This is a genomic window from Pseudarthrobacter sp. 01T43 (assembly GCF_056398665.1).
Genome location: NZ_JBFTPV010000001.1, coordinates 243,792 through 257,484 on the forward strand (window position 1 = coordinate 243,792; position 13,693 = coordinate 257,484).

Annotated in this window: 11 protein-coding genes; 1 reads left to right on the forward strand and 10 read right to left on the reverse strand. The window is 64.8% G+C overall.

Annotation, left to right across the window (positions count from 1 at the left end):
* Positions 1 to 13: 13 nt before the first annotated feature.
* Complete coding sequence (locus AC1DIM_RS01130) at positions 14 to 856, forward strand: HAD-IIA family hydrolase (RefSeq protein ID WP_477708654.1); 843 nt, start codon at positions 14 to 16, stop codon at positions 854 to 856.
* Here the strand turns inward: AC1DIM_RS01130 and AC1DIM_RS01135 are convergent.
* The 10 genes from AC1DIM_RS01135 to uxaC all read right to left on the reverse strand — a co-directional run bounded on the left by AC1DIM_RS01135 (position 853) and on the right by uxaC (position 13,670).
* On the reverse strand, positions 853 to 1,902 hold the full coding sequence (locus AC1DIM_RS01135) for an alpha/beta fold hydrolase (protein ID WP_477708655.1): 1,050 nt from the start codon (positions 1,900 to 1,902) through the stop codon (positions 853 to 855). The two genes, AC1DIM_RS01130 and AC1DIM_RS01135, sit on opposite strands and share 4 nt — an antisense overlap.
* Before the next feature lie 81 nt (positions 1,903 to 1,983).
* Entirely contained in the window at positions 1,984 to 2,610 is a 627-nt protein-coding gene (locus AC1DIM_RS01140; protein ID WP_477708656.1) for a hypothetical protein, read from the reverse strand.
* Positions 2,611 to 2,648: 38 nt separating this feature from the next.
* A complete protein-coding gene (locus AC1DIM_RS01145; RefSeq protein WP_477708657.1) occupies positions 2,649 to 3,464 on the reverse strand; it encodes a GAF and ANTAR domain-containing protein in 816 nt (271 codons plus the stop codon).
* An 88-nt stretch (positions 3,465 to 3,552) separates the two neighbouring features.
* Complete coding sequence (pyrE, locus tag AC1DIM_RS01150) at positions 3,553 to 4,125, reverse strand: orotate phosphoribosyltransferase (RefSeq protein WP_477708658.1); 573 nt, start codon at positions 4,123 to 4,125, stop codon at positions 3,553 to 3,555.
* Between the two features lie 42 nt (positions 4,126 to 4,167).
* On the reverse strand, positions 4,168 to 5,412 hold the full coding sequence (locus tag AC1DIM_RS01155) for an FAD-dependent oxidoreductase (RefSeq protein WP_477708659.1): 1,245 nt from the start codon (positions 5,410 to 5,412) through the stop codon (positions 4,168 to 4,170).
* A 77-nt stretch (positions 5,413 to 5,489) separates the two neighbouring features.
* Positions 5,490 to 7,769, reverse strand: coding sequence for a gluconokinase, GntK/IdnK-type (locus AC1DIM_RS01160; protein WP_477708742.1), 2,280 nt, complete (start codon positions 7,767 to 7,769; stop codon positions 5,490 to 5,492).
* 61 nt (positions 7,770 to 7,830) lie between these two features.
* Positions 7,831 to 9,060, reverse strand: coding sequence for a D-mannonate dehydratase ManD (gene manD / locus AC1DIM_RS01165; protein ID WP_108600586.1), 1,230 nt, complete (start codon positions 9,058 to 9,060; stop codon positions 7,831 to 7,833).
* 44 nt (positions 9,061 to 9,104) lie between these two features.
* Positions 9,105 to 10,523 carry a glucuronide transporter gene (gene uidB, locus AC1DIM_RS01170; RefSeq protein ID WP_477708660.1) on the reverse strand — a complete coding sequence of 473 codons (1,419 nt, stop codon included), beginning with the start codon at positions 10,521 to 10,523 and terminating at the stop codon, positions 9,105 to 9,107.
* Between the two features lie 289 nt (positions 10,524 to 10,812).
* Positions 10,813 to 12,186, reverse strand: coding sequence for a mannitol dehydrogenase family protein (locus tag AC1DIM_RS01175; RefSeq protein ID WP_477708743.1), 1,374 nt, complete (start codon positions 12,184 to 12,186; stop codon positions 10,813 to 10,815).
* Positions 12,187 to 12,263: 77 nt separating this feature from the next.
* Complete coding sequence (uxaC, locus tag AC1DIM_RS01180; protein WP_477708661.1) at positions 12,264 to 13,670, reverse strand: glucuronate isomerase; 1,407 nt, start codon at positions 13,668 to 13,670, stop codon at positions 12,264 to 12,266.
* Positions 13,671 to 13,693 lie beyond the last annotated feature (23 nt).

The window sequence follows — 13,693 nt, forward strand, 5'->3', positions numbered from 1 at the left end:
ATCAGCACTTCTTGTGGAGGTAAACGTGGAAGAAGCAGACCAGGCCGCGGGAAACCCGACGGTATACCGCAGCGGCCAGGAGATCGAATGCTGGCTAACGGACATGGACGGCGTACTTGTCCACGAAAACCACGCCGTCCCGGGCGCCGCGGAACTGATCCAGCGCTGGGTGGACACGTCCAAGCGATTCCTGGTGCTGACCAACAACTCCATCTTCACGCCGCGCGACCTGGCGGCCCGGCTCCGCGCCTCCGGGCTGGAGATTCCCGAGGAGAACATCTGGACATCCGCGCTGGCCACCGCCCAGTTCCTGAAGGACCAGGTACGGGGTTCCGGTTCGGGGAACCGCGCCTACACCATCGGGGAAGCAGGGCTGACGACGGCGCTGCATGAGGCAGGCTTCATCCTTACTGACCAGGACCCGGACTTTGTGGTGCTCGGCGAAACCCGAACCTACTCCTTCGAAGCGATCACCATGGCCATCCGCCTGATCCTGGCAGGTGCCCGCTTTATTGCCACCAACCCGGACGCCACCGGCCCGTCCAAGGATGGACCGATGCCCGCCACAGGAGCCATCGCCGCCCTGATTACCAAGGCCACCGGGCGGGAACCGTACATTGTTGGCAAGCCGAATCCCATGATGTTCCGTTCGGCGATGAACCAGATTGACGCCCACTCCGAAACCACCGCGATGATCGGCGACCGGATGGACACGGACATCGTTGCAGGCATGGAGGCCGGGCTGCACACGGTGCTGGTGCTCACAGGCATTACGCAGCGCGAGGATATTGCTGCGTTCCCGTTCCGGCCCAACCAGGTGCTGAACTCCGTGGCGGACCTGAAGAACCAGATTTAGAAGACGCTCACCTTCGAACCTCCCCTGGGCAGCGGGAAGAACTCGTCCATCAGCTTCTCCACGATGGGCCGGTAGACGAGCGGACTCCAACCCGGGCTCGCATGCGCCGGCAGGGCGCCCTCGGTCTGCAGGTCCATGGAAACCATGTGGGGCGCGAATGCGGCGGACCACGCCGCCCTTGCCGTCTGGTAGCGGACCGTACCGTCCTTGGTGTTGCCGATATACGCCATCCGCGCGCTGCCGAGCTGGTCCACAAAGCGGTTGCCGTCAAAGTGGTAGATGTACGCCGACTCGGACTGAATCAGCACGCTGGACGGCGCGATCGGGGACAACTGCTCCATGGTCTGGTCAAAGATTTGCCGCCAGGTCCGTTCGTCCTTGTGGATGACGCGCTCCCCCAGTTCGTAGCTGCCCCTCAGCACTGAGGGCACCCGGAAGCCGCTTTCATAGAGGAACACGACGCCGTCGAACCAGCTCTCGTCCAGCACGTCGCTCCGGCTGTAAGGGGTGGAGTCCAGCAGGATGAACTCCACTTCCACGCCGTGGAGTTCCCGAAGCCGCGCGGCCACTTCGGTGGCCACCATGCCGCCGAAGCTGTGTCCATAGAAGTAGAGCTTGGTGAGCTTCTTTGCGCGGACGTGATCAATGACCGCGGTCACCACCTGGTCGATGTCCAGCCCCTGGTTGGAATAGCCGACGGCGGCAAGCTGGCCCCGCTTGTTGAGCGCCCCGCGCAGGGCGTTCAGGATCCATTGCGCCTCTTCCCAGCTGGTCTTGAAACCCGGAAAGAGGAACCAGCTGGCATTCGGATAGTACACGTCGGCGAAGTCGTCCGGGACCTGCAGGATCCGGTTGACCCGCCGCTCCGCCTGGACCCGGCGGGTGAAGAGCATGTCCGCCGCAAGCACAGTCGAAGCGCCCGCTCCGGCCAGGAACCCGCGGCGCGAAAACCGCTTGAGGGCAGCGGCATCCGCAAGCAGCCGGGCTTGTTGGGATCCTGGCTGGCCTGGCTGTTCCAGCGGTTCTGCGTCCTCCCTGTACGGCACATCTCTACCGTAGCCACAGGAGAAGCCGCCCCCGCAACCCGGGTTCCCCTTGGCCGGGCGCCGGGCGGGGGCGAAGCGCCGTCAGCTTGCGGCTAGCCGGTTTCCGGCTGGGTTCAAAAGTTCGCTGAGCGGGGTCCGCCGCAGGATTTCCTGGCCGATGTCGTTGTACCGGCCAAGCAGGTCCGGACCGCCCACGGCCTCGGGCTCGTCAAGCAGCGAAAAGACTTCGTCGCTGGCGGCGAAGAGCTCCTCGTCTGAGTATTCTTCCAGTGAGCGGAATGCCAGCGACATCGGAGACGGCTCGCTGTTCCGTCGGCTGCCTGCGTCAAAAGCAGCGGCAAATTCGGCCTCAAGCACATCAGTGATTTCCCGTAGCGGGACCACAGTGTTGTCCTGCGGCTGTTCCGCATCGACGCCGGTCAGTGTCAGGGAGACTCCGCCGCCGAGGGTGCCGGGGGCGCCTTCCATGGCGTTCAAGTCGCTGCGAAGGCCCGCCAGCGCAGTTGATTCCACCCGGGCGGCGCGGGACAGGTCCACGCTGACGTGGGAATGGATTCCCATGCTGCGGAGCCGCTGAATCATCTGGACGAGGGACGGGCGCGATGCCTGGTCGAGGCTCCCGAGCACGCCAATCCGGACGGTGTCTGTGAGATCGTCACGGCTGGTGGTGGCGTTTAAGCCGGCGGTGCCATGTGAGGGGTGGTCCATAGGTACTCCAAATAAAGGGGGTGTCTATGGCCGACGGCTCAACCTCCGTAAGCGTAGCCGTCGGAGGAGTCCGGCACAAGCGCACTTGGTGGGCGTGAGCCCGCCTTCGCATCTCCCGGCTGCTGGTAGTGGGTGCGGGTGCCGGTTCCGCCCACGGAGTCCACGAGGGCCTTGGCGATATCGCGCAGTTTGGTGTTGCTGTTGCTTGAGGCGTCAGTCAGGATCTGCACCGCGGCGTCCTGGCTGCAGCGGTTTTGTGCCATCACCACGCCAATCGCGATGTCGATGACGGTGCGGGACTCCAGGGTGGCACGCAGATTAGTGGCACTGTCGCTGTGAAGGGCGAACCTGACCGCCAACCGCAGCGCCTGGGAGATCTCCCTCGTAAATCCCCGGGCCTTGGCCGCGGCACGTTCGTCGAATTTATGCGGCACATCCGAGTAAAGGTTCAAGGCAGCCCGCGCGTCGCCCTGAAGGTCAAAGGGCAGCGAAAGTACGGAACGCAGGCCGTGGGATGCCACGGCATCTGCGTAAACGGGCCCCCACCGGTCCTCCTCGAACAGGTCCGGCACGTTGACTTCGCGCTGTTCCTCGGCCGCCGTCAGGCACGGGCCCTGCGCCAGCGAGTATTGGATTTCGTCCACGGCGCGGGCGTCGTCGCTGCTCCAGCCGATGGTGGCAGCCTTGCGGGCACGGAGGAGGGTGATTCCGCACAGCGCGTCATCGCCGTCGCCTGCCATCTGGTGCGCCGAAAACCGGGCCAGCTCATTGAGGAACTCCTCAAAATCCGCACTCTCCAAGATGAGGTTCTGGACCTGTTCGGTGGTGTTCAACGGTGATTCGGATGGGAGCATGGTGCGCGTTCTCCAATTGGTGCGAAAAGGGCTGAGAGAATTATACCGGTTCCCTGGCCGCCGCGCCCTGCTTCCTTAGCCCTGGCTGCTAGGAAATTCCCAACTCATCCTTGCCGAAGGCGAACAGGTAAGGCACCCCGGTCTCGGCCTCGATTTTTTCCTTGGCCCCGGTGTCCCGGTCAACGATGACAGCCACGGCCACCACGTTGCCACCGGCTTTCCGGACACCCTCGACGGCGGTCAGCGCGGACCCGCCCGTAGTGGAGGTATCCTCGAGCACCAGGACTTTGCGCCCCTCGACGGACGGCCCTTCAACCTGGCGGCCCATGCCGTAGGACTTCTGGGCCTTGCGGACCACAAAAGCGTCCACGGGCCGGCCCGCATCAACCGCAGCGTGCATCACCGCGGTGCCCACGGGGTCAGCACCCATGGTCAGGCCGCCAGCGCACTCAAAGTCGATCCCGGCGTCGTCGGCCAACGCCAGCATGATCTGACCCACCAGCTTGGAAGCCTCGTGGTGCAGCGTGATGCGGCGCAGGTCAATGTAGTAATCGGCCTCGGCGCCGCTGGACAGGATCACCTTGCCGCGGACAACGGCGAGTTCCTTGATCAGTTCCAGCAGGCGGGCACGTGCAGCAGCGGCATCAAGTGGGGAAGTCATGGTCTCCAGTTTAGTGGTTTCCGGGTTTGTGACGGCGCGCCCTCATGGCTCCCGCTGCTGAACGCGGCGAGCGAAGGCCGGTGCGTGTTCGGGCCTCGGTCCGAAGGCAATCATCCGGGGCAGGAGCCGCCGCGCCACCGGAACGTGCCGGACCACAAAGACCAGGAACGGAGGGACGCCGGTCCGCTTCCCGGCGAACAACGGAACGAACACTGTCCGGTGCATAACGCGTTGGACGGTCTGGATAACAATGGTGGGCATCCTGCGCCGCCGTTGCACAGCGGCGAGGTCCCTCACACTCACCTGCCCGCGGAGCAGAGCCGGAGCCAGCCGGGCCGCTGCCGCGACGGCATCCTGGATGGCAAGATTGATGCCCACGCCTCCGGCCGGGGACATGGCGTGGGCGGCGTCGCCGATGCACAGCAGCCCGTCCACGTACCACCGCTTCAGCCTGTCCAGCCGCACATCCAGCCAATGAAGATCCTCGACCGAACGGATCGAGTCAACGCGGTCAGCCAGGTCGGGACGCAGCCCGGCAACCCGTTCCCTGAACCTTTCGACTCCCTCGGCCCGGATCCGCGCGTCCATTCCCTTCGGACCGAGATACCCCATCTGGTAATAGTCGTCACGGAACAGGGCAATCATGGCTTCACCGTCCCGGAATGCGGGGACGATCCCTGCCACCGCACCCCTTTCCGAATCAAGACGCGGAAGCCTGAACCACCATGTGTCGAAGGGTACCGGGTACTCCTTCGGCTGCAATCCGGCGCCACGACGCAGCACGGAACTCCGCCCGTCGGCGCCCACCACCAGGTCTGCACGGAGCACACCTTCCCTGCCATCACGGGTCCGGTAGCGGACGCCGGTGACGCGACCGCCGTCGAGCGTTAACGACGTGGCTTCATGTTCCATCAAGAGCGTGAAGGTGGGTTCGCGCGCAGCCTCGGTGGCTAGGAAGTTCAGGAAATCCCACTGCGGCATCATGGCGATGTAGTCGTACGGGGGCTTCAAAGACGCTAAATCACCGAAGGTGACGAGCCCGGCGCCCGGGACGGGTAAGGCAACGGTACTTAGCCGGCTTTGCGGAAGTTTGCGGAATCCGGGGCCGAGCCCGAGCTCGTCAATCAGCCGGATAGTCGAGGCATGCACGGTGTCGCCGCGGAAATCCCGCAGGAAGTCGCCGTGCTTTTCAAGGACAGTGACGTTCACGCCTGCCCGGGCCAGCAGCAGCCCCAGCATCATGCCCGCCGGGCCTCCGCCCACAACAGCGCATCCCGTTCGCTCCATGCCCTAACGCTACGCCGGACGCACAAAGGCCGCACGCATAACATTGCGTGCGGCCTTTGTGCGGTGCAGTTACCGGGTTAGAGCCGGGTGTCGAAGGAGTCGCAGAAGACGTTCTCATTGAACGTCCCCTGGAACCCGGACTTGCCCATGATCTTCCCGATCGTGGCCCGGATAGCCTCCACGGAATCGGCGTGAGTGTGGATGGCGGTCTTGACCATCGGCACGTCAATAAGGTGGTTGGGCTGGTTCAGCGACACCAGCACGGTGGGTACCTCGGTGACGTACCAGGGGATCTCCGCCGCCATGGGAGTGGACCACTTGATGCGGATGGCCGCTTCCTGGGCAAAGCCCTTGACGTTGGCGAAGACGAACGCGGCGTCGTACTTGTCCGCGTAGTCCCCGGTGGCTTCCTCGGAGATGACGGACATGAAGTTGATGCCCGTCTCCCCTGCAGCTTCACGCTGGGCAGCGGTCTTGAACAGGTGCACCTCGAAGCCGGCTTTCTCCAGCTCGTCCTTGACCTTGTCCAGGTAGGCCAGCGGGTCTGCCCGGGTGAAGTCCGAGTCGCCGGAGATTCCGTACAGTCGGATCCGTTTGTGCGTATCCGGCGTGATGGGCAGGTTGTTCGCGGTGTCCTTGACCAGGGTGACGGTCTTGTCCGCTATTTCGGCGGCAACGGCACGGTGCTCGGCACTGCCGATCTTGGCCAGCGCTTCGGCCGGCGGAACCAGCTCTTCCCGGGCCTTCACATGCAGGCCCAGCGACGCCTTGAGCGCCAGGATGCGGCGCAGGGCGTCGTGCAGGCGCTGCTCGCTGATGACGCCGGACTTGTAGCCATCCAGCATGTAGCCGAAATCCTCGGCCGGGTTGCGGAAGAACAGGAACATATCGCAACCGGCGGCGATAGTGGCAGGAACGAGGTCCTTGCGCTTCATGGCCTGGGTGAGCCCGATCATCTGCGAGGCATCCGTGAGGATCAGCCCGTTGAAGCCGAGTTCGCCGCGGAGCAGGTCCTGGAGCAGTTCCGGCGCCAGCGTGGCGGGTTTGATGTCCGCGTCCGCCAGGCCCGGGCGGAAGTGCCGGGACAGCTCCGGCGCACCGATGTGCCCGATCATGATGGACTGCACCCCGTGCCCGATCATTTCCCGGTACACGTGGCCGTAGGTTTTGTTCCACTCCTCGTAGCCGAAGGTGTTGTAAGACGTGACCACGTGCTGGTCGCGCTCGTCCACCCCGTCACCGGGGAAGTGCTTCATGGCGCAGGCGGTGGGTGACTCGCTGATGCCGTCGAAGTACTCCTTGGCGCGCTCCACCACGATGTCCGGGGTGTTGCCGAAGGACCGGGTGGAGATGACCGTGTTGCGCCAGTTGTAGTGGATGTCCACGATCGGAGCGAAAGCCCAGTTGCAGCCCAGTGCCGCAGTCTCGACGCCCGCCACCTGGCCCATCTGGCGTGCGATGGACTTGTCCGGGTGCGATCCGGCCTGCAGGTGCGTGGACACAAACGTGCCGTCGTCGCAGCTTCCGCCCCCGCCCATTTCGGGGTTGGACGCCACCAGCAGCGGCACCTTGGACTTGGACTGCGCGTAACGGATGTGCTCCTGGACAGCGCCCGAGGGCCCCGGCCGGTAGCGCATGCCACCCACGTGGAAGTTCTCCAGCACACCGTCGAGGTACTCCGGGGAGTAGTCGTTGTTGTGGTTGATGAAGAGCTGGCCGATCTTCTCCTCAAGCGTCATCGATTCCAGGGTGGAGTTCACCCAGTCAACCGCCGCGTCATCGAGGTTAAACGGCGCGGCCTTAAGGTCGACGTTGAACTGGCGGCCCTGGGTGCCGGCAGCACCTGCGGCGTCAGCTGCTGAGGTTCCGACGGCGGCGATTCCGGCCGCAGCGATTCCCGCCAGTGCGTCGGTCACCACCTGGGCCACAGGGCCGGCGATGTCCACCACGATGCCTGCCTCGTCCGCTTCCAACGGTTCGAGGGTGGCCAGTTGGGAGTCCAGCAGCGCGGGCGGCATGAAGTGCCCGGAACGCCCTTCAGTCCGTGCCCTCAGAACTTCTTTGCTGCCGTGCAGGTGCAGGAACACCGTATCCGGCGCCTGGGCCCGGATGGCGTCGCGGTAGCTCCGGCGCAGTGCCGAGCAGGCCAGGACCAGGCCCCCCGTGCCGGCTGCCGCCAGTTTCGAGCCCACCGTGGCGAGCCACGGCCAGCGGTCCTCGTCGGTCAGCGGGATGCCGGCTGCCATCTTGGCGACGTTCTCCACCGGGTGGAGGGAGTCTGCGTCGAGGAAGGGAATATTCAGTTCCCGGGCCACCAGGTCACCGATGGTAGTTTTGCCGCAGCCGGACACGCCCATGACAATAACGCGCGGGCCAGAGGTCGAGGAGGCAGTTTGGTTGCTGATCACCAGTCGTGCCTCACCAGTCATGGACAGTGCCGTCTACGAGGCGGTTGTACGGCAGGTAGGCCTGCTGGTACGGGTAGGCAGCTGCGGCTTCCTCGTTGAACTCGACGCCGATGCCGGGCTTGTCGCCCGGGTGCAGGTAGCCGTCCACGAAGGTCATGGACTGCTCGAAGACCTCGTTGGTCTTGTCCGAGTGCTGCATGTATTCCTGGATGCCGTAGTTGTGGATGGCCAGGCCCACGTGCAGCTGGGCGGCGAAGCCCACCGGGGAAATGTCGGTGGGTCCGTGGAAGCCGGACTTGATCTGGTACTGGGCGGCGAAGTCCATGACCTTCTTCAGCGGGGAGATGCCGCCGAAGTGGGTGGAGGCAGCGCGGACGTAGTCGATCAGCTGTTCCTTGATGATGGTCTGGTAGTCGTACACGGTGTTGAAGATTTCACCGATGGCCAGCGGGGTGGTGGTGTGCTGGCGGACCAGGCGCAGGGCCTCCTGGTTTTCGGCCGGCGTGCAGTCCTCCAGCCAGAACAGGTCGTACGGTTCCAGGGCCTTGCCGAGCTTGGCCGCCTGGATGGGGGTCATGCGGTGGTGGCCGTCGTGCAGCAGCGGCAGTTCCGGGCCGAACTCGTTGCGCACGGCTTCAAAGACGGTGGGCAGGTGGCGGAGGTAGGCGCGGGTGTCCCAGTCCTCTTCCACGGGGAACGCGCCGCGGCCGGCGGGCTCGTAGTCGTAACGCTCGCCAGAGGCCTGGGCCTGGGCGGCGACACCGTAAACGGCCTTGATGCCGGGAACCGCGGTCTGGATGCGGACCGACTTGTAGCCCAGTTCCAGGTGCTCGCGGACGGAGTCGAACAGTGACTCGATGTCCGCCCCGGAAGCGTGGCCGTAAGCGCGCAGGCCGTTGCGTGACGCGCCGCCCAGCAGCTGGTAGACCGGCATGTTAGCCATCTTGCCCTTGATGTCCCACAGGGCCATGTCCACGGCGGCGATGGCCGCCATGGTGACCGGGCCGCGGCGCCAGTATGAGCTGCGGTACAGGAACTGCCAGGTGTCCTCGATCTTGTGCGGATCCTTGCCGATCAGCAGCTGTGCAACATGCTCTTTGAGGTATGCGGCGACAGCCAGTTCGCGGCCATTCAGCGTGGCGTCACCGATGCCGGTGACTCCATCGTCCGTTGTGATGCGCAGGGTCACGAAGTTACGGGACGGGCTTGTCACGAACACCTCAGCGGCAATGATTTTCACGGCAGGTCCTTTCGGGAACAACAGGTAGTTAGTCGTGTTTGGAGTTATCGGCCAGCAGGCGTGCTGGCGTGAATCGGGGCGGCAGCACCGGCCGCCTGGCTGGCATCAGCCGGGGTTCCGGGCTGCACCGTTTTGGTCCGGCGTTCCTGGATTTCCTTGAGGATTGCCGCGTGCTTGGCATCCGTTAGCGAGTATTTGGTCATAACCAATACCGCAAGGATAGTCAGTACGGCCGGAAGTGCACCCGCAGCGATCTGGATACCGAACACGGCATCCGGGGTCTGCGCCACTCCGCCGGACTTGTAACCGCCCAGGGCGAGCGCATACGCGGCAAGGGCGCCGCCCACGGCCTGGCCGGACTTTCGAGTGAAGGAGAACAGCGCGTAGGTGATGCCTTCGGTGCGGACACCGGTCTTCCATTCGCCGTACTCCACGGTGTCAGATTCCAGGGCCCACACCACGATGTTGACGGCGAGGACGCCCACCACGCTGATCACGAGGCCGCTGAAGCCGATCCAGACCTGGCTGGCCGGGGTGAGGAAGATGACCGCCCCGCCGGCGACGCTGATCAGCGAGGAGTAGATATAGACGCGCTTCTTGCCGACGTTGCGGACCAGGCGGGGCATGAACCCGGCCAGCACGAAAGTCAGCGCCAGCTGGATGATGGACAGGACAGGGTAAAGGTCCAGGCGGCCCAGGACATCGCGCAGGTAGTACAGCTGCACGGAAGTCAGTGCCAGGTAGCCGGTGAGGAAGAAGAAGGAGCTCAGACACAGCATCAGCAGGGGCTTATTGGTTTTGAGGGTTTCCAGGCTCTGCTTCAAAGACACGTTGGGGACTGCGCGGTGCACGCGTTCCTTGGCGGTCAAAGCCGTGAAGAAGTACAGCGCCGTTCCGATCACCACGAAGATGAGCGTAATGGTGGTGAACGTCGACTGGAGGTCAGCGCCGGGCTTGATCATCGGTGCCACGAAAATGCCCAGGGCCGAACTAACCAGCAAGGCGCCGATCATGCGGGCCGAGCCAAGTTTGGCCCGCTCACCCGGATCCTGCGTCATGGCGCCGGCCAGCGAACCGAACGGAATGTTCACGAGGCTGTAGGCCAGGCCAAGGGCGGCGTAGGTGACATAGGCGTACAGCAGCGCGCCGGACTCGCCCAACTGGGGGACGGAGAACACTGCCACGCTCAGCAGGAGCAGCGGGATGGAGCCGAACATAATGAAGGGACGGAACTTGCCGAAGCGCTTGCTGTAGGTCCTGTCAACGATCCGGCCGGCGAAAACATCCGCGAAGGCGTCGAACAAGCGGACTACAAGCAGCAGGGTTCCGGCGGCCGCTGCGGAGATACCGGCGACGTCCGTGTAATACACCAGCAAAAACATGGTGGCGGTGGTGAAAGCGAGATTGTTTGCGGCATCGCCGGCCCCATAGCCGACGATGCTGAGCTTGTTTAGCTTTTTCATGATTGGGCTCCTTTACCCTTGCCGCCGTGGGGGCCGGCTAAATATTGAAATGCTATGAAGCGGTGAATCTTTGGCCAGGCCTCAACCGGAAAATCCACATGGGACGGGAGTGCCGCCGCCTGTAACTCGTTGTATGTAATCCTAGTCACTTGGCAATCAAATGGCAAGCGGTTGCCATAAATTTCTGTTGAAACTTCATGAAACTGCAGGTCAGCGAAAACAGCACTGCCCGGTCCAGGAACCTGGACCAGGCAGTGCTGCTTTACAACTGTGGTGCCGGGACGGCCGGTTAGGACGCCGCCGCGAAAGTTCCGAGCAGGCCGGCAACGAGTGCCACCACGGCGTCGTCGGCAGCCACGGCCGGATCAACCAGCGCGAGCAACGCCTGCACACGCTCTGCGCCTTCGAGCTTGTTGGCCTCGGCCACCTCTGCCGCGAGCGGATCGTGGAACGTCTCGGCTGCTGCGCTGAAATCCATCCAGGCCGCAATCATCAGTGCCGCAGCAGCTCCGGACCTGCCCTGGGCCCGTTCGGCCTGGAGGACAGGCACGGCGCGCATGCGCAGCTTGGTACTGCCGTCCATGGCGATCTGGGCCAGGTGATGGGCGATCCGTGCGTTGCTGAAGCGGTCCAGCAGGGCGTCACGGTACGCGGGGATCTGGAGGTCAGCGCCGCCGGCGGCCGCACCGGACAGGTTGGCCTCGGCCTCGTCCCAGAAGCTTTCCACAGCCTTGCGGCACTGCGGGTCCGCCAGGGCTTCGGCCACGGTGGTGTGGCCACGGAGCTGGCCGGCGTACGCCAGCAGGGAATGCGCCCCGTTCAGGAGCCACAGCTTGCGGTTCTCGAAAGGTTCGATGTGGTCAACGAAGACCGCCCCGGCATCTTCCCAGCGCGGACGTCCGGCAGGGAATTCGCCGCTAAGCACCCAGTTCGTAAAGGGTTCAGCAACAACCGGGGAGTTGTCGTGGTACCCGCAGGCGGCCTCGACGGCGGCGATGTCGGCTTCCGTGGTGCGCGGCGTGATGCGGTCCACGGACGTGCCGACAAAGCTGACGTTCGCCTCAACCCAGGCGGCGAGGTCCGCATCCCAGGCAGCGGCCAGGCCGGTCACAGCGTTGTGCGCAACGGTGCCGTTGTTGGCGAGGTTGTCGCAGCAGACGACGGCGATTGGCCCGGCTCCGGCAGCCCGGCGGGCGCCGAGGGCGAAGACCAGGCGGCCCAGCGGCGTCGACGGTTTCCCGCTGCCTGAAGCCAGCAGCGCGAGGTCCGAGGCGACGTCGGACGCGGTGGTGTCGAGCTGCCCGTCGGCACCCAGCCGGTACGCCGCTTCGGTGACGGTCAGTGTGACCATGGCGGTGGCGGGTGCGGCAACCAGTTCCGCGAGCCGCTGCACGTCCGCGCCGTCCGCGGCTTCAACAATGCTGCCGACGACGGCGAACGTGTCGCCGCTGTCAGCGCGCTCCACGAGCGTGAAGAGGCCGTCCTGCTCGGCGAGTGCCACGGCGGCGTCGGGGCGGCGTCCGGTGAAGGCCGCGATGCCCCAGTCCGCGGCGTCGCCGGCCTGGCTGGTGTACCAGGCCTGGTGCGAGCGGTGGAAGGCGCCGAGCCCGAGGTGGACGATCCGGACTGGTGGCTTGGCCGCAGCGTGCAGAGTCCGGTTCAGCTGGGGAAGCGCGCCGGGGCCGGAAGTTTCGCCGGTCTGTTCGGGGCTTGACTGTTCGGGGCTTGACTGTTCGGTGGTCACAGTTTGAATACCCTTCGCGGGGACGAATCGACGATGTCCACGATGATTTCGTGGGCGCGTTCCTCACTGACACGGTGCTCGGCCACGAGGCGGGCCAGGAAAGCGGCTTCAATCCGGCGGGACGCGTCGTGCCGGGCCGGGATGGAGCAGAAGGCGCGGGTGTCGTCGATGAAGCCCGAGGAACGGGAGAATCCGGTGGTTTCGGTCACTGCCGAGCGGAACCGCAGCATCGCATCCGGGGCGTCCAGGAACCACCAGGGGGCGCCAAGGTAGACGGACGGGTAGAACCCGGCCAGCGGGGCCAGTTCGCGGGAGAACACGGTCTCGTCCATGGTGAAGAGCACCAGGTGGAAGTCCTTGGCCGTGCCGAAGTCCTGCAGCAGGTCACGGACGCCCTCGGTGTAGTTCACGGCGAACGGAATGTCGTGGCCGGTGTCGGCGCCGAAGCCCTCGAACGTGGGCGTGTGGTGGTTGCGGAAGGAGCCCGGGTGGATGGTCATGACCAACCCGTCCTCGACCGACATGCGGCCCATCTGGTACATCATGTGGGCTTCGAAGGTGTTGCGGTCCTCTGCCGTGGCTTTGCCGGCCCGGGCGAGTTCAAAGATCCGCTCCGCCTCGGCACGGTCCAGCTTCAGCGTCGCGGGGGTGGCCACGCCATGGTCGGCGGAGACTGCGCCGTGTTCGACGAAGTAGYGGCGGCGGTTCTCCAGCGCCCTGATGTAAGCGGCGTAGCCGGTGGCTCCGTCGCCGGCAGCGTCGATAAGGCGGTCCACATTGGCACTCCATGTGGGGTGCGCGATGTTCAGGTACTGGTCCGGGCGGAAGGTCGGCAGGACGCGGCCGTCGAACGTGGGATCCTCGGCGATCGCTTTGTGGCTGGCGAGGTTGTCCAGGGGGTCGTCCGTGGTGGCCAGGACCTCGATGTTGAAGTCCTTGAAGAGCTGGCGCGGGCGGAAGCCGGGCTCAACGAGCTTGGCCGCAATGGCGTCATAGCTGGCGTCAGCGGACATCTCGCCGAGGTCTGCGCCCAGCTTGAAGACACTGTCGAACTGGGTGCGCAGCCAGTAGCCGGACGCCGTGCCCTCAAAGAGGGGCCAGGCGTCCACGAAGGTGCGCCAGATGTCCCGCGATTCGGGTGTGGTGGCTCCGCCTGCGCGCAGCTTGTCCAGTGAGACGCCGCTGGCGTGGATGAGGCGGGTGACGTAGTGGTCCGGGCTGACCAGCAGCGCCGCCGGATCAGGAAAGGGCGTGTCGTTCTCGATGACAGCAGCGTCAACGTGGCCATGCGGGGAGATAATGGGGAGGTCCTGGACGCGCTGGAGCAGGTCGCGCGCGATGCTGCGCGTTCCTGGGTCGGCGGGCAGGAGCCTGTCTGGGTTGGCAGCAATCGACTGTGACATAGGTCAATAATCCGGCTTGGCCC

What these genes read in the sequence shown, in the direction of transcription:
- AC1DIM_RS01140 (WP_477708656.1), bottom strand. Translation starts at nt 2,610, where the DNA reads ATGGACCACCCCTCACATGGCACCGCCGGCTTAAACGCCACCACCAGC.
- AC1DIM_RS01145 (WP_477708657.1), bottom strand. Translation starts at nt 3,464, where the DNA reads ATGCTCCCATCCGAATCACCGTTGAACACCACCGAACAGGTCCAGAAC.
- pyrE (WP_477708658.1), bottom strand. Translation starts at nt 4,125, where the DNA reads ATGACTTCCCCACTTGATGCCGCTGCTGCACGTGCCCGCCTGCTGGAA.
- AC1DIM_RS01155 (WP_477708659.1), bottom strand. Translation starts at nt 5,412, where the DNA reads ATGGAGCGAACGGGATGCGCTGTTGTGGGCGGAGGCCCGGCGGGCATG.
- AC1DIM_RS01160 (WP_477708742.1), bottom strand. Translation starts at nt 7,769, where the DNA reads ATGGGCGTGTCCGGCTGCGGCAAAACTACCATCGGTGACCTGGTGGCC.
- uidB (WP_477708660.1), bottom strand. Translation starts at nt 10,523, where the DNA reads ATGAAAAAGCTAAACAAGCTCAGCATCGTCGGCTATGGGGCCGGCGAT.